Genomic DNA, 16,524 nt, shown 5'->3' with positions numbered 1-16,524 from the left:
AATTAATTTATCAAGCTCTGTTTCCTAATGATACAATGCTACATAAATGCTATTTATAACTCTTACAATTTGAATGAATAAAAAAAAGGAGAAATTGTGGATAAAACATTAGTGAAAAAAATTCAAGCAAACCCGAATTATATTGAACTTGTTTCAAAAAGAAGTGGCTTTGCAGTAAAATTAGCTTTGTTTGTATTAGCTATATTTTATAGTTATATATTAGTAATCGCTTTTAATAAAGAGTTACTTGGAGTTAAATTAGATGAGGCGAGTGTTATGACTTGGGCTTTCCCTGTTGCTGCGGCTATTATTATAGTTAGTTTCATTACTACACTTATATATGTAAAAAGAGCAAATGGTGAGTTTGAAGACTTAACAAATGCAATTAAAGAAGATGTAAAGGATGATCTATGAGATTATTAGCGTTATTAGCTTTAACATCAGTTGCTTTATTTGCAGCAGGTGAAAGTTTAGGATTAGAAGCAAAGGCAAAAGAGTTAAATATTCCAGCTATTGTTATGTTCTTCATTTTTGTTGGTGCAACATTAGGTGTTACTTATTGGGCTGCTTCAAAAACAAAATCTGCAAGTGATTTTTATACAGCAGGTGGTGGAATTACAGGATTCCAAAATGGTATGGCGATTGCTGGAGATTATATGTCTGCTGCATCTTTCCTTGGTCTTTCAGGTCTTGTTTATTTACAAGGGTATGATGGTCTTGTATATGCTGTTGGATTTTTAGTTGGTTGGCCAGTAATTTTATTCTTAATGGCTGAAAAATTAAGAAACTTAGGTAAATTTACATTTGCAGATATTGCTGCTTATAGACTTGCTCAAAAAGAGATTCGTAATCTTGCTGCATTTGGTTCTATTTCAGTTGTTGCTTTATATTTAATTGCACAAATGGTTGGATCTGGTAAACTTATTCAAGTATTATTTGGTCTTCCTTATGAATGGGCTGTTGTACTTGTAGGTGTTATGATGATTATTTATGTAACATTTGGTGGTATGCTTGCTACTACATGGGTACAAATTATTAAAGCTGTTTTATTATTATCTGGTGTTACATTTATGGCATTTATGATTTTACAAAACTTTGGTTTCTCTTTTGAAGCGTTAGCTCAAAAAGCTGTTGATACTCATGCTTGGGGACAAGATATTATGGCTCCATCAGATAAAGGTAAAATTAAAGATCCTGTTTCTGCTGTATCTTTAGGTTTAGCGTTAATGCTTGGTACAGCTGGTCTTCCACATGTACTTATGAGATTCTTTACTGTTGGTAATGCTAAAGAAGCTAGAAAATCAGTTGTATATGCAACAGGGTTTATTGGTTACTTCTATTTAGTTATTGCTGTAATTGGTTTAGGTGCTGTTGTTTATTTAACTCCAGAACATGCTCCAGAATTTTTTGTAGACGGAAAGTTGTTTGGTGGTGGAAATATGGCTGCTATTCACTTATCTAAAGTTGTTGGTGGTGATATATTCTTAGGATTTATTTCAGCAGTTGCATTTGCTACTATTTTAGCTGTTGTTTCTGGACTTACACTTGCTGGTGCTTCTGTAATATCTCATGATATTTATGGTCAAGTTATTTGTGATGGTAAAGCTGATGAGAAAAAAGAGATGAAAGTTTCTAAAATATCAGTTATTGTTATTGGTGTTGTAGGTGTTATTCTTGGTATTCTTTTTGAAAAACAAAATATTGCATTTATGGTTGGTCTTGCATTTGCTATTGCTGCATCTGCTAACTTCCCAATTCTTTTCTTATCAATTTACTGGTCTAAATTGACAACAAGAGGTGCATTTATAGGTGGATTTATGGGTCTTATTACAGCTGTACTATTAGTTATTCTTGGTCCTGTTGTATGGGTTGGTGTATTACATAATGCAGAACCAATTTTCCCTTATGCTTACCCAGCGTTATTCTCGGTAACAGTTGCATTTATTGGTATTTGGTTCTTCTCTATTACTGATAACTCACAAAGAGCGAAAAGTGAAATTGAAGCGTTTGAAGCACAAAAAGTTAGATCTGAAACTGGTTTCGGAGCTGATGGTGCAGTTAGTCACTAAGATAGATAACCTGAAAAGGTTTACAATCTAATAAAAAGCCCCTGTAGTAGGGGCTTTTTTTATATTTGTTCAAGGAATAAAATTATGAGTCTTTTAGAAATAAAAAGTTTTGTTAGTCATATTAAACCATTTAATCATCTCAAAAATCAAGAGTTAGAAGAAGTATGTAGTCATTTGGATATTGTATATTTTAAAAATGATATTGAAATATTATCCCCTTCAAAAGAGGTGGAGTATTTATATTTTATAATTAAAGGTGTGGTACAAGAGAGAAATGAAGATGAAGTGATATCAGTGTACGCTGAAAATGAATTTTTCAATCCATTAATTCTTATTAGAAATGAGATAAAACACACTTATGTAACAGTACAAGAGTCAATATGTTATATGTTACCAAAAGATATTTTTTTAAAGTATATGTATCAAAATGAAGAGGTTGAGAGTTATTTTTTTTCCTCTATATCTGAAAAGTTGAATAATAGTATTCAAGATGAAAAAAGTAAAGAGCTTCTGAGTTTTTCGATTGCCAAAGTTGAAGATGCATATTTGCAAAAACCAATTTATGTAGATGAAACTGAAACTATTCATAATACAGTGAAAAAATTAATAGACAACAAAGCAGAATCAATTTTAGTAAAACGGTCAGATGGTGAAATAGGGATAGTAACTGATTCAGATTTTGTAAAAAAAGCGATATATAATAGAATTGACTTTGATACTGTAGTATCATCAATTGCTACTTATGGATTGATCTCAATTGATGCAAATGACTTTTTGTTTAATGCTCAATTAACAATGTCTAAGAAAAATATTAAAAGGCTATTAGTACTTAAAGAGGAACGAATTATTGGTACTTTAGATGTTGTATCACTAAATAGTTTTTTTGCTTCACATACACACTCTACAAGTAGTTTAATAGAAAATGCAGTGTCAATTGAAGAGTTAAAAGAAGCAAGTAGTAAATTTATACGAACAATTCGTACTTTATATGAAAAGGGAATTAAAGTAAATCATATCTCTAAGTTAATTTCTCAATTAAACGAAAAATTATTTGAAAAGCTTTATCATCTAACAGCACCCAAAGAATTACAAGAAAATTCTTCATTAATTATAATGGGTAGTGAGGGTAGAAGTGAACAAATACTTCGGACCGATCAAGATAATGCCTTAATTTTAAGAGATGATTTTTCAATGGATAAAGAAAGTATTATGAAATATACAAAAACATATACTAAATATCTTGTTGATTTCGGATATCCATTGTGTGATGGCAATATTATGGTTTCAAATCCTTTTTGGGTACGAACATCAAAAGAATACAAAGATATAATTTTTGATTGGATTACTAAGCCAAGCGAAGATGGCTTTATGAATCTTGCTATTTTTAATGATGCTATTACTGTGACAGGAGATAAACATTTGTTAAAAGATGTAAAAGAATATATGTTCAAAATTTGTCAAAATACAAATACTTTTTATCCTTTCTTTGCAAAGGCTACCCTTTCTTTTGAAACACCATTAGGACTTTTTACTGATTTTGTTGTAGATAAAGATTTACATAAAGATGAATTAGATTTAAAAAAAGGTGGTATTTTCCCTATTGTTCATGGTGTAAGGAGTTTAGGAATTGAAAAATATTTAAATGAAACAAGTACTTTTGATAGGTTACAAGAGTTATATCACATAGGAGTTATAGATGAAGAGTTTAAAAATGAAATTGTTGAAACATTTAACTTTTTATTAACATTACGCTTAAAATTTAGATTGGAAAAAATTGACAATCATCTCAATCTAGATAATTATATCAATCCTTCAAAGTTATCAACACTAGAAAAAGATTTATTAAAAGATTGTTTTAAAATTGTAAATAAATTTAAAAAATTTATTACTTATCATTTCAAATTAAATATGATTAGTTAGATTTATTATGATTAAAAAAATAAAACAATACTTTAATAAAAAAAAGTTAACAGACGATAGATTTAATTATCTTTTAGATGAGTATGAAGGTGATGAATATGTTTGTTTTGATTGTGAAACAACAGGTTTAAATACAAAAAAAGATGAAATTATTTCCATAGGTGCAATACTAATCAAAGATAATAAAATTTTGCATAGTCGAAAATTTGAACGCTTTGTAAAAACAGAACAAGCTCTTTCTGCTGAAAGTATTAAAATACATCATATAAGAGAGTGTGATATTGAAAATGCTCTGAATATTGATGATGTTATTTATGAGTTTTTAGATTTTGTAGGAAATCGTCCTTTAGTTGGATACTATTTGGAATTTGATTGTGCTATGGTTAATAAGTATATTAAACCTAAAATAGGGATAAAATTGCCAAATAAACAATATGAAGTATCCGAAATATATTTTGATCAAATGATTAAGAAAACACCTGGTGCAAATATAGATCTTCGTTTTGATATTATTATGGATCGTTTAAATTTACCCAGACTTGGTAAACATGATGCAATTAATGATGTTATTATGACAGCTATGATTTTTTTAAAATTAAAAAAATAGGATCACCCTTTATCATGTTGCTTCTAAATATGTGTTATTCCGTAACAAAAAATAATAGCAATAATATAGCATTATTTTTCTATTGAGTGCAATAAGAAAGCCTTATTTACAGCTTTTTTATGCGATTTTTTACTTTAGAAATATGATTTTAGCTTATAATAAATCAAAAAAATATAAAGTAAAGCAAAGCTCACTTAAGATATCATCATGCACTATAGAAAGAATACTAAGTGTAAGAAAGGATAGAATATGAGTGACCTAATTGAGGGCTATTTAGGTAAAACAGTTGAGGGGAAGAAAAGTCGAGTACCAGCAAAACTTGATTATCTTCAAAGTGTTACAGGTGGATTTTTAGCTTTATTTATGTGGGGACATATGTTATTAGTATCGTCGATATTAATATCAAAAGATTTCATGTATGAAATTACTAAATTATTGGAAGCAAATTTTATTTTTGATGGTGGTAATCCATTATTAGTGACAATTACTGCTGCAATTATTTTTATTATATTTATAACACATGCTGGTTTAGGTATGAGAAAATTGCCAGGAAACTTTAAACAATATCAAGTAATGAAAGCTCATGCAAATAGTATGAATCATGATGATACTAAATTATGGTTAACACAGGCATTCACAGGTTTTGTAATGTTTTTCTTAGGATCTGTACATTTATATATCATAATGACAAATTCTGCAGATATCGGACCTTATGCATCAGCAGATAGAGTTTGGTCTGAGTGGATGTGGCCATTATATCTTTTACTTTTATTAGCTGTTGAATTCCATGGTACAATTGGGCTTTACCGATTATGTGTAAAATGGGGATGGTTTGATGGAGAAAATCCAAGAGAAACTAGAAAAACACTCAAAAAAGTTAAATGGGCATTAACAGTATTTTTTATGGTACTAGGACTTGCTTCATTATTAGCGTATATGAAAATAGGATATGATCATGCAGATAAAGTAGGTGAAAGATATGTTCCAACATCGGCTAAAATAATCTCATATAATATATCAAATAAATCTATTGGAGGAATTGCATAATGAAAATTAATTATTGTGATGCACTTGTTATTGGTGGTGGACTTGCTGGTTTAAGAGCCGGTGTTGCTGCACAAAAAAAAGGACTTAATACTGTAGTATTATCATTAGTTCCTGTTAAAAGATCTCACTCAGCAGCTGCTCAAGGTGGTATGCAAGCATCTTTAGGTAACTCTAAAATGTCAGATGGAGATAATGAGGATTTACACTTTGCAGATACTGTAAAAGGTTCTGACTGGGGATGTGATCAAGAAGTTGCAAGAATGTTCGTACATACTGCACCAAAAGCTATTAGAGAATTAGCAGGTTGGGGTGTGCCTTGGACACGAGTAAGAGAAGGTTCAAGAGAAGCAGTTATTAATGCTAAAAAAACTACTATTACTGAAGATGCTGATAGACATGGTTTAATTATGTCTCGAGATTTTGGTGGTACTAAAAAGTGGAGAACATGTTATACAGCTGATGCAACAGGTCACACAATGTTATTTGGTGTAGCTAACGAAGCACTTAGAAATAAAGTAGATATCAGAGATAGAAAAGAAGCTGTTTCTTTAATCCATGAAGATAATAGATGTTATGGTGCGATTGTAAGAGATTTAATTACAGGTGAATTAGAAGCTTATGTTGCTAAAGGTACATGTATTGCAACAGGTGGATATGGTAGAGTATTTAAACAAACAACAAATGCTGTTATTTGTGAAGGTATTGGTGCTGCACTTGCTCTTGAAACTGGTATTGCTACACTTGGTAATATGGAAGCTGTACAATTTCACCCAACTCCAATTGTTCCATCAGGAATCCTTTTAACTGAAGGTTGTAGAGGTGATGGTGGAATCTTAAGAGATGTTGATGGTCATAGATTTATGCCAGATTACGAGCCAGAAAAGAAAGAACTTGCTTCAAGAGATGTTGTTTCGAGAAGAATGATTGAGCATATTAGAAATGGTAAAGGTGTACCTTCTCCATATGGTGATCATATTTGGTTAGATATTTCAATTCTTGGTAGAGAACATATTGAGAAAAACTTAAGAGATGTTCAAGAAATCTGTCAAATCTTTAATGGTATTGATCCAGCAGATGAGGGTAAAGCAGGATGGGCACCAGTTCTTCCAATGCAACATTACTCTATGGGTGGTATCAGAACTAACCCTACAGGTGAGTCTCAAACACTAAGCGGTTTATTTGCTTGTGGTGAAGCTGCTTGTTGGGATATGCATGGATTTAATAGACTTGGAGGTAATTCTGTTTCTGAAACAGTTGTTGCTGGTATGATTATTGGTAATTACTTTGCTGATTATTGTTTAGAAAATGATGTAACTATTGGAACTAAAACAGTTCAAAAGTTCTTAGATGAGCAAGATACATATTTAAATGATATTTTATCGTACGAAGGTAACGAAGATATTTTTAGAATTAAAAATAGAATGCAAAACCTAATGGATCAAAAAGTTGGTATCTTTAGAGATGGTACAGGACTTACTGAAGCTGTTGATGAGTTGGAAGAATTATTAAAGAAAACGAAACAAATCAATGTTAAATCTAAAGAAAGAGTTGGTAACCCTGAATTAGAAGAAGCATATAGAGTTCCAAGAATGCTTAAAGTTGCACTATGTGTTGCTAAAGGTGCTCGTGAACGAACTGAATCAAGAGGTGCTCACTATAGAGAAGACTTCTTAAAAAGAGATGATGCTAACTGGTTAAATAGAACGCTAACTTCTTGGCCAGATGCAAATCAAACAACACCAACTGTTACATATCAAGACCTTGATATTATGACAATGGAGATGCCTCCAGCATTTAGAGGATATGGTGCTAAAGGTATGATTATTGAGCATGAATTATCTGAAAAAAGACAAGTTGAAGTTGATGAAATCACAGAGAAAATGCAGGCAGAAGGTAAAGATAGACATGAAATTCAACATGAACTAATGCCATTTGATTTGCCAATGAACTATAGAGAGAAAAATGAAAGAGCAGGAGACAAATAATGAGTATTGCAAAAGGTAGAGAAATAACTATTTCAGCATTAAAATATAACCCAAGAGCAAAAGATTCTAAACCTACATTTGTAGAGTATAAATTAGAAGAAACTCCTGGAATGACACTTTTTATTGCTTTAACAAAAATTAGAGAAGAGTTTGATGCTGACTTATCATTTGATTTTGTTTGTAGAGCTGGTATTTGTGGTTCTTGTGGAATGATTGTTAATGGTAAACCTGCACTTGCTTGTAGAACACTTATTGCTAATTATCCAGAAGGTAAGTTACAACTTATGCCTATGCCAGCATTTGAGCTTATTAAAGATTTATCAGTGAACACTGGTAAATGGATGGATGCTATGTCTGTGAAAGTTGAATCATGGATTGTAAACAACGAAGAAATTGATATTACTAAAATGGAATCTAAAGTAGATCCAGATGTTGCAGATGAAACTTTTGAGCTTGATAGATGTATTGAGTGTGGTATTTGTGTTGCTTCATGTGGTACTAAACTTATGAGACCAGATTTTGTTGGACCAGTTGGACTTAATAGAGTTGCTAGATTTGAAGTTGACCCTCATGATACAAGAACAGCTGAAGACTTTTATGAGTTAATTGGTGATGATAATGGAATTTTTGGTTGTATGTCATTATTGGCGTGTGAAGATCACTGTCCAAAACATTTACCATTACAAAATAAAATTGCTTACTTAAGACGAAAACTAGTAGCATTAAGATAATTAAAAAGAGGATCTCCTCTTTTTAGTTTTGAAGTACAAAAAGTTAAATATCATTTTATGATATTTAACTTTTTATATTTAGGAGATATTATATGAGCTTAATAAACGATTATTTTTTACTATATCATGGTATGAATTTAGAAAAAAAGTATGAATTAGAAGAGATTAATAGTAAAATAAATGATGATACATTTTCAGTGTTTGCATTAATCTTAGCAATTGCAAGAAAAGATACAACGAAAGTAATCGCTCTAGAAACATTCAAAGAGATTTGTACAAAACTAGATGTTTCATTGCCTTTAAATGATGAGGAATTACATAAATTACAATATAATATTATTAAGCTGATCACCTTACATAAATCAAAATCTTTAATACATACACTTCAACAATCTTTTGAATATCTTCATGATGAAAAAATTATGACTACTGATAATCATGTAAAATTAAAATCTTTATTTGATTATAAAGAGTTAAATTTAGAAGAAAATCCACATGATAAAAAAGAGAATAAAAAAGCTAAAAGTTTATTTACTGATTTAAAAATTCTTATCGAAAAAATTATTCAAGAATTATCATCTCAAGTTTCATCAGAATTTCAAGACGATTTAATAGATACAAGTGACTATCTAAAAAAACAAAAATTCTCTATAGGTATTACTGGTGTTATGAATGCTGGTAAATCTACAATGCTTAATGCATTAATGGGTAAAGAAGTTTTAGGAAGTGCAGTTGTCCCTGAAACTGCAAACTTGACAATTGTAAAATATAATGAAAATGAAAATGCAAAAGTATTTTATTGGAATGAATCGGAGTGGAATAAAATTCTTCATTCATCGGAGCAATTGGACTCAATGAAAGATTTTGTAAATGAAACTAATACAATTTTTGGTGATGATTTAAAATCATTTGTGAAACCACAATCGAGATTTGATGAAATTGATATTAGTGAACTTTCCCAATATACATCAGCTGAAGCTGAAGGGAAAAGATGTAACCTTGTTAAATATGTTGAACTTGGTTCAAATTTAGATTTTTTGAGAGATGGTATTGAGATAGTTGATACTCCAGGATTAGATGATCCTGTTATTCAAAGAGAAGAGATCACTAAGGAGTATTTAGGCGCTTGTGATATGATGATTCATCTTATGAATGTAAGTCAAAGTGCTACATTAAAAGATGTTGAGTTTATCATCGATGCTTTGCTCTATCAAAATATTTCAAAATTACTTATCGTTATCACAAGAGCAGACACCGTTACAAAAGCACAATTAGAAGAGGTTATAGAATATACAAAGTCATCTATTAAACGACAACTTGCAATGCAAAATAAAGATAGTAAACTCGATTATATTTTGGATACAATTAAATTTATACCTATTTCAGGGAAAATGGCATTACTTCATAGAACAGGGAAATCACAAGAAGCAATTGATGCTGGTTTTACTATTGAGGATACTGGTATTTTGGAGATTGAAAAGTATTTAAAAGAAACTTTATTTGGGTCTAATTCTCAAAAAGGTGATTTAGTAGTGCAGTCAAGTAAAAAGCAACTTTTAAGAGTAAGTCAAAAAGAGATAAATGCTTTAAACTATGAATTGAAACTTTTATCGAAATCTAAAAATGAATTAGAAAAAGAACTTGAGATATTTAATAAAAAGAAAGAGGTAAATAGTAGAATTTTAACTGCAATGAGTGAAGATATAGCTTATTATAAAAATGATTCAAAAGAGTATATTATCTCTTTAGAAACTTTTTTAGATACAGAGTTAATAGACTTGCAAAATATTATCACACAAAGAGTTGTATCTGATGTAAGATATACATTTGAAAAAACTAAAAAAAGACCTCAAAGTTCTCGAATAAAAGTGATTGTTGAAACGGCCATTAAAGATGGAATTATTGATGTTATTAGAGATTACCGATACAAGTTTATTAAAAAATCGCAATCTATTGGAGAACAATGTGAACAAAAATATCATGATATGGGTTTCACAGTTGGAACTAAAAATGGTAATTTTGATGCAATTGCTTTTTTTCAAGATGACTTTAAATCTGGATTTTTAACTTCTAGCAATGAGGTTCTTATATCACAAATAGTAGAAGCTGTATCAACATCAAAAGAGTCTAAGATAGAAGAACTATCACGAGAAATAGCAGGTTTCGTAAAAAAAGAATTTAAAACTATTGAAGAAAATATAAAAGAAAAAGCAAAGCAGATAAGTATTGTATTGATTGATACTTTTTTTAATGCTTTAAATGAGCCTTTACTTCAGGTAAAAGATAAACTACAGTCTGAAGAAAAAATACTTGCTTCTCAAATTTCTAAGTTTACTACAAATGAAGAAAATAGAGCAGAGTTATCAATTAACATTCATAAAAAAATAAAAAAGATGAATAATATTATAAGTAAAATTGAAGGGCTATACTAATGGATACAAAAATTAATATTTTAGAAAAGTTTGTTGCAGAGTATAAAGACAAGTATTTTGAAAAAGAGATTATCTATGAAGATGGAATTTTAGGTGATATTCGAAAAGTACAAGTAAAACTTTTAGATGAAAAGTTTTTGCCTTCAAGACAATTAGAAAATATTTTGAACAAACAGATTAGACGAGCTAGATATCCTATGGAAGTTGCTATTACAGGACAATTTAGTTCTGGAAAATCAACTTTTCTAAACGCTTTATTATCAAGAAACATCTTGCCTACTGGAATTACACCAGTTACATCAAAGGTAAACTTTATTAATTATGGGGAAGAGTATAAATTAAAAATCACTTATTATTCTGGAGCGCAGGAGTATGCTCCTATTGAGTCTATTTCTGATTTTACAGATCAAAGACAACATGAAATGAATGATATAAAATACTTAACTCTTTATGCTCCAATGAATATTTTAAAAGATATCTCTTTTGTAGATACTCCTGGTTTAAATTCACAAAGTCAAAGTGATACAGATACTACAAGAAGAGTTCTTAGAGATGTTGGTGGTATTATCTGGTTAACACTTATAGACAATGCAGGCAAAATGTCTGAATCTGAAGTTTTAGAAGAATATATGGAACATTTTAAAGAAAAATCTTTGTGTGTGTTAAATCAGAAAGATAAATTTACACAAGATCAAGTAGAAACAACAACAAAATATGTAAGCGAAAAGTTTGATAAATTTTTTGCAAAGGTTGTTCCTATATCTGCAAAAATGGCTTTGGAGTCCAGAGCTCACCAAAAAGATATTTTATTAAAAGATGAATATGATGGTATGCTCGGTGAGTTAAAAAAAGAACTTTTTGCAAAAAATATTGATGATATAGATTTTTCAAATCAAAAAATCAAAGCTATTAAAGAAAATATTCGACAAATAGAGAATTCAGATGTTTCAGTAAATACACAACTTATTGAGGATTCAAATATTAAAGAGGTTATAGATTTTATAAAAAATACAATACAGCCTCAAGCAACAGAAGCAAAAGAATATGCTATAAAGCGTGATTTGAAAGGTATTTGTGATATTTTAATTGCTGAGTATAATACTATTATTGGAGTATATGATGCTTTAATTGATTTGCTAGAAAAGAGTGAAAATGAAGTTTTAGAAGAGTTTGAATCAATTTATAAAAAGCATTCTAAAGATTTATATACTGTTTATAACTCTTTAGAGAGTATTATGGAAAAAATTGCTCAAGAATCTTATAAAAACATAAAAACTAAAACATCACATAGATTTCAAGAGTCAAAGGGAAGTTTTCTAAGTGGAGATAAAATTGAAAAATTTGATTATACTACTTATTGGATTGATTCTGATAATATTTATAAAAGTTTATTTTACGATGATCAAACGATTGACAAAATGTTTAAACGCTCAATTAAGTTACTGAAAAATATTGAGTTAAATACTGACGCTTCATTTAGGGATGTTTATGAAAATATTAAATCCAAAATTGGTAGCTGGCAAGAACCGTATGAGTTGATTAAAAAGAATAGAGAGATTGCTTCAGATTCTGAATTTTCAAATACACGACACTTTGCTGCTAAAGTATATGAAAATGTTCTAAGTTCATATCAACGAGCAATTTTGGAAAATATATCTGCATTTAGAAAAAAGTTTGCTTATTTTAATGGTGCATTATCTTATAGTTATATTCAAACTACACAAGCAACTATCTCATATTTTGAACAACAAATTATTGAGTCAGAAGAGTTATATAAAAAAGAGCCTACAAAATTTTCTATTCAACATCCAAGAAAAGAAGATATTTTTGCGAAATTAAAAACAAATTTCGCTTTTGAAAAAATTGAAGACTTTTTAACATCTAAACGAAACTATCTTTACAAAGTAGTAAAATATTCTAAAACTCAATATTTAGAAATTAATGAAGATAGAGTAAAATTTGTGAAGTCTAAAAAAGAAGAGTATTTATCTAAAGTTGAAGATTTAAAAAAGATAAAAGAAGAAATTTAAAAATTTAATCTTTTTCTTCTGTGGTTAAATGTTTAAAATTAAAACTAAAAGTAGTACCATGTTGTAGTTGGGACTGAACTTCTATTTGAATATTGTATTCTTTACAAATTGTATCAACAATATTGAGTCCTAATCCAAAACCACCTTCTTGAACAGTTGATCTATAGTATCGATTAAAGATGTTTTTTTGATCTTTTTCATTAATTCCAATACCATTGTCTTCAATAGATAATATAGCATTTTCTAATGTAACTCTAATTTTTCCTTGACGCTTGTTATATTTGATCGCATTTGATAATACATTGCCGAGAATTCTTTTAAAATCATCTTTATCAATTTTTATAAATGTATGTTGAATATTAAACTCTATAGATATCTTCTTTTTAGAAGCTAACAGTTCAAAATAATCTAGTTCACTTGTAATGATATCATGAAGTGCAATAGTAGTTATTTTTTTCTTTTTATTGAGATCTAATATTATATGAGTGAGGTCATTGTAAATATGTGAAATTCTTTTAGAACTTAAATATATTCTTTCCATATTTTTTTCACTGCGAGGAGTGTTTTTATCTGTACATATCATCAATGCTGTTATTGGAGTGTTAAGTTCATGTGTAGTATCTTTGATGAAATTATCTAATCTTTTTCTTTCATTTTTTATTGGTTTCATAAATAGTTGTATTAAATAATATCCTACAGCACATATAATTAAATAAGAGATAATAAATATAACTAAAATAGTAATTATGATGCTATGAATTTTTGATTTAAAATTATTATTAATCATAACAATAGCGTCAACATCTAGATGACCAAGGGTACTTTTATCTATAGAGATTATATGGGTATCTTTTAAATAATTTTTTTTCTCAAAATCAACTGAAATATTGTTTTTTAAATCTGTAAAAATAGTATTTTTTTCTTTATCGTAAAGTGCAAATTTTACCCCTTTGTCAGAAGAACAAAGCGTCTTAAAATCTAAATCTTCATTTTTCATATCTGATGTAATAATTTTTGCAGAAATTTTCGATGAGATTGTTTCTAAGTTTGAAATTGAAAGATTATATATAGATTGGTATTGCATATTGTATATTAAAATAGCAATGACACTTAAGAGTATAAATGTAGAGATGTGGTATAAAAGAACAAATTTAAATAAAATTGATTTTTCTTCAACTCTCAAATTTATATCCTAAACCTTTTACAGTAACTATAATTTGTTCATCCAAAGCTTTACGAAGATTTTTGATATATGTTCTTATTGTAGCATTACTTGGTGTTGCATCATATTTCCATATATTATTAATAAGTTCATCAAAAGAGATGATTCTGTTTTTATTTTTTATAAAATATTCGAATATTTTTGACTCTTTTTGAGAGAGTACAGTTTTTTTCTCATTTTCAATAATAGTGAAATTTTTAAAATCATATTTATATTTACTATTTATCTCAATAATCTCTTGGATACCAATTTGTTTTACATTTTTTAAATGATTTATTCGTATCTCTAACTCTTTTAAATCAAATGGTTTTTTGATATAGTCATCACAACCGATATTAAAAGCAGTTTCTAGTGATTTTATATCACTTAATGATGTAATAAAAATGGCAGGAGTTTTTACTTTACGATCTCGTAATTCACTAAGAAGTTCAAATCCACTTAGCGTGGGTGTACCAACATCTAGTAATAAGAGATCAAAAATATCCTCGTCAATTACATCGAGGGCTTCCATCCCGTCATATTGACAAATCACTTCATGTTTAAGAGAAGTTAAAAACTCTTCAACTAGTTCATTTAAGATAATATCATCTTCTAATAATAATATCTTCAAATGAGTACTTTTTTGTTATAGAGTTCGTTTAAAACATATTTAAAGTCTTTGGCATAGTCTTTGTATGAAATTTTATTATTTTTGAAAAATAATCGTAAGTTTACATTTAAGCTTTCATTTTTATCAATAAATTTTAAAAATGAGTACAATAAATGATTGAGTGGTCGATAAACCACTTCATTTAACTCTTTATCAAAATATCCCAATACAAAAATTTGCTCTTTTTTATCAAAGTTTTGATTTATCACATCATAATTGTATTTATGAATTGTGGTGTTTTTTGACACTTTATACTTTTTTGACATTTCAAAAGTATGTTTTTTTGAAAGAAGTTCTTTTTGCATAAAAAGAAAAAGTTCGGTATATTCAAAATGTAATAAATCATTCAGAAATTTTAGTTTTTTGAAAAAATTTGATTTTTTTAAGAATTTTCTATATTCATTTGGCATCTCCCATATGTAAGGACTAAATGCCTTAGTTTGCATAAACTTGAAAATAGATTTATCGAATTCTTTTTCTAGGTTTTTAGCTTGTATTATGTTATAAAATTCTGGATATGCATTAACAAGGACATCAAAAAAACTATGATGAACTAGATACTTATATACATCAATAGATTTTTTTTGAACTTTCTTTTTTCCCTTTATTTGGTCAATAAAGTCTTTTTGAATTTTTCTTTCATTCATAAGAGGCTCTTTTATCATAGATTTTTTTCATTTTTTTATATTCTTTTTTAATTACTTGTAGAGTAGGTATATTATTATCTCTCTCAATCATAGGAGATACATCTATTTTATCTAAAGTATATTCTAATAAATCCCAAGTTTCGTTATTAACTTTAGTTCCATGAGAATCTATGAGCATTTTCACAGTATCATCAAAATAGTGTCCCGCAGTGTGAATATAAGAAACCTTATCTAAGTCCAAACTATTTATAAATTTTTTTGCATTATAGGAATGATTTATACTATTAACATAGACATTATTTACATCTAGTAATAGTTTTGCTCCACTTTGACGAAGTAATTCATTTATAAAATCACTTTCACTAAGCTTTGATTTTTCCGCATGATAGTATGTTGCATTTTCTATTGAAATATTTCTTCCTAAAAAATCTTCTACATACTTAATATTATCACTCATTAAGTTTATCATTTTTTTTGTTAATGGCACAGGTAACAATTCATGTGCTTGTATATTGTCATACGATGAATAACTTATATGTTCTGAGTAGTATTTTATATTATAAGTATCTAAAAAAGTTTTTAACTCTTTTAAGTATTTTTTCTTTGGTTTTTTGTTTGATCCTAAAGATAATGAAACTCCATGTGCTACAAAAGGTGTATGTTCTGCAATTTGTTCAAACTTTTCTCTATACCATATAGGCATATTGATCCAGTTTTCAGGAGTTACTTCCCACCAATCTGGTGAGAAGGACTTCTTATCAAAGTGTATATCATCTAAGAATTCAGTTCGTAAGCCTAAACCACAACCTTTGATATGTTTCATGGCTTAGTTAGAACCACATTTACCAGCACCACATTTAGCTGATTTCATCTCTTTTTTCTTCATGTCACCACCACATTTACCAGCACCACATTTAGCCGACTTCATCTCTTTTTTAGCTTCACCACCACATTTACCAGCGCCACATTTAGCCGACTTCATCTCTTTTTTAGCTTCACCACCACATTTACCAGCGCCACATTTACTTCCATGTGAATCTGCATAAGCCATTGTTGAAGTTGAGATAACCGCACCTAATAATACACCTGCTAATTTTATATTTTTACTCATTTTTAATCCTTTATTTTTGTTCTGAAATATTATATTATAATGATGTGTAGCTTATGTGTAGATGTAAAAATGAA

The 16,524-nt window shown here is 28.8% G+C and carries 14 protein-coding genes; 9 read left to right on the top strand and 5 right to left on the bottom strand.

The window, feature by feature from the left end; genetic code table 11:
- The first annotated feature begins 96 nt into the window (after nt 1–96).
- The 9 genes from ACMCMH_RS01580 (at nt 97) to ACMCMH_RS01540 (ending at nt 12,821) form a co-directional block, all read left to right on the top strand.
- The gene (locus tag ACMCMH_RS01580; RefSeq protein ID WP_412726431.1) at nt 97–414 is read left to right on the top strand and encodes a DUF485 domain-containing protein; all 318 of its coding nucleotides are present in this window, start codon (nt 97–99) and stop codon (nt 412–414) included.
- Nucleotides 411–2,069, top strand: coding sequence for a cation acetate symporter (locus ACMCMH_RS01575; protein WP_412726429.1), 1,659 nt, complete (start codon nt 411–413; stop codon nt 2,067–2,069). Before ACMCMH_RS01580 ends, ACMCMH_RS01575 begins: the two co-directional genes overlap by 4 nt.
- 84 nt (nt 2,070–2,153) lie before the next feature.
- A complete protein-coding gene (locus ACMCMH_RS01570) occupies nt 2,154–3,989 on the top strand; it encodes a putative nucleotidyltransferase substrate binding domain-containing protein (RefSeq protein ID WP_412726427.1) in 1,836 nt (611 codons plus the stop codon).
- Nucleotides 3,990–3,996: 7 nt separating this feature from the next.
- Nucleotides 3,997–4,596 (top strand): 3'-5' exonuclease, encoded by a 600-nt coding sequence (locus ACMCMH_RS01565; protein WP_412726425.1) that lies wholly within the window; start codon nt 3,997–3,999, stop codon nt 4,594–4,596.
- Between the two features lie 249 nt (nt 4,597–4,845).
- Nucleotides 4,846–5,643, top strand: coding sequence for a fumarate reductase cytochrome b subunit (locus ACMCMH_RS01560; RefSeq protein ID WP_412726423.1), 798 nt, complete (start codon nt 4,846–4,848; stop codon nt 5,641–5,643).
- A complete protein-coding gene (locus ACMCMH_RS01555; protein ID WP_412726421.1) occupies nt 5,643–7,628 on the top strand; it encodes a fumarate reductase flavoprotein subunit in 1,986 nt (661 codons plus the stop codon). The genes ACMCMH_RS01560 and ACMCMH_RS01555 overlap by 1 nt, the downstream gene beginning before the upstream one ends.
- Nucleotides 7,628–8,359, top strand: a complete 732-nt coding sequence (locus ACMCMH_RS01550; RefSeq protein ID WP_412726419.1) for a fumarate reductase iron-sulfur subunit — start codon at nt 7,628–7,630, stop codon at nt 8,357–8,359. The genes ACMCMH_RS01555 and ACMCMH_RS01550 overlap by 1 nt, the downstream gene beginning before the upstream one ends.
- Nucleotides 8,360–8,451: 92 nt before the next feature.
- Nucleotides 8,452–10,791, top strand: a complete 2,340-nt coding sequence (locus ACMCMH_RS01545; protein WP_412726417.1) for a dynamin family protein — start codon at nt 8,452–8,454, stop codon at nt 10,789–10,791.
- Nucleotides 10,791–12,821 carry a dynamin family protein gene (locus tag ACMCMH_RS01540; RefSeq protein ID WP_412726415.1) on the top strand — a complete coding sequence of 677 codons (2,031 nt, stop codon included), beginning with the start codon at nt 10,791–10,793 and terminating at the stop codon, nt 12,819–12,821. Before ACMCMH_RS01545 ends, ACMCMH_RS01540 begins: the two co-directional genes overlap by 1 nt.
- 4 nt (nt 12,822–12,825) lie before the next feature.
- Here ACMCMH_RS01540 and ACMCMH_RS01535 read toward each other — a convergent pair whose 3' ends face one another.
- Genes ACMCMH_RS01535 through ACMCMH_RS01515 form a run of 5 tightly spaced genes read right to left on the bottom strand, consistent with a single transcriptional unit; the run spans nt 12,826 to nt 16,450 of the window.
- A complete protein-coding gene (locus tag ACMCMH_RS01535; RefSeq protein WP_412726413.1) occupies nt 12,826–14,004 on the bottom strand; it encodes a sensor histidine kinase in 1,179 nt (392 codons plus the stop codon).
- Nucleotides 13,994–14,653 carry a response regulator transcription factor gene (locus ACMCMH_RS01530; RefSeq protein WP_412726411.1) on the bottom strand — a complete coding sequence of 220 codons (660 nt, stop codon included), beginning with the start codon at nt 14,651–14,653 and terminating at the stop codon, nt 13,994–13,996. The genes ACMCMH_RS01535 and ACMCMH_RS01530 overlap by 11 nt, the downstream gene beginning before the upstream one ends.
- Nucleotides 14,650–15,339 carry a hypothetical protein gene (locus ACMCMH_RS01525; protein ID WP_412726409.1) on the bottom strand — a complete coding sequence of 230 codons (690 nt, stop codon included), beginning with the start codon at nt 15,337–15,339 and terminating at the stop codon, nt 14,650–14,652. The genes ACMCMH_RS01530 and ACMCMH_RS01525 overlap by 4 nt, the downstream gene beginning before the upstream one ends.
- Entirely contained in the window at nt 15,332–16,162 is an 831-nt protein-coding gene (locus ACMCMH_RS01520; RefSeq protein WP_412726407.1) for a DUF692 domain-containing protein, read from the bottom strand. Before ACMCMH_RS01520 ends, ACMCMH_RS01525 begins: the two co-directional genes overlap by 8 nt.
- Before the next feature lie 3 nt (nt 16,163–16,165).
- A complete protein-coding gene (locus ACMCMH_RS01515; protein WP_412726405.1) occupies nt 16,166–16,450 on the bottom strand; it encodes a hypothetical protein in 285 nt (94 codons plus the stop codon).
- Nucleotides 16,451–16,524 lie beyond the last annotated feature (74 nt).

This window comes from Arcobacter sp. 15-2 (assembly GCF_047159865.1).
Lineage (GTDB): Bacteria > Campylobacterota > Campylobacteria > Campylobacterales > Arcobacteraceae > JAIOSF01.
Note: the sequence above shows the minus strand (reverse complement) of the source record. Positions and strands in the feature narration are given on the sequence as shown.

Bases quoted from the DNA above. Each gene is read 5' to 3' on its own strand.
- ACMCMH_RS01570 (WP_412726427.1), top strand. From the start codon at position 2,154: ATGAGTCTTTTAGAAATAAAAAGTTTTGTTAGTCATATTAAACCATTT.
- ACMCMH_RS01575 (WP_412726429.1), top strand. From the start codon at position 411: ATGAGATTATTAGCGTTATTAGCTTTAACATCAGTTGCTTTATTTGCA.
- ACMCMH_RS01555 (WP_412726421.1), top strand. From the start codon at position 5,643: ATGAAAATTAATTATTGTGATGCACTTGTTATTGGTGGTGGACTTGCT.
- ACMCMH_RS01565 (WP_412726425.1), top strand. From the start codon at position 3,997: ATGATTAAAAAAATAAAACAATACTTTAATAAAAAAAAGTTAACAGAC.
- ACMCMH_RS01540 (WP_412726415.1), top strand. From the start codon at position 10,791: ATGGATACAAAAATTAATATTTTAGAAAAGTTTGTTGCAGAGTATAAA.
- ACMCMH_RS01550 (WP_412726419.1), top strand. From the start codon at position 7,628: ATGAGTATTGCAAAAGGTAGAGAAATAACTATTTCAGCATTAAAATAT.
- ACMCMH_RS01520 (WP_412726407.1), bottom strand. From the start codon at position 16,162: ATGAAACATATCAAAGGTTGTGGTTTAGGCTTACGAACTGAATTCTTA.
- ACMCMH_RS01545 (WP_412726417.1), top strand. From the start codon at position 8,452: ATGAGCTTAATAAACGATTATTTTTTACTATATCATGGTATGAATTTA.
- ACMCMH_RS01515 (WP_412726405.1), bottom strand. From the start codon at position 16,450: ATGAGTAAAAATATAAAATTAGCAGGTGTATTATTAGGTGCGGTTATC.
- ACMCMH_RS01525 (WP_412726409.1), bottom strand. From the start codon at position 15,339: ATGAATGAAAGAAAAATTCAAAAAGACTTTATTGACCAAATAAAGGGA.
- ACMCMH_RS01560 (WP_412726423.1), top strand. From the start codon at position 4,846: ATGAGTGACCTAATTGAGGGCTATTTAGGTAAAACAGTTGAGGGGAAG.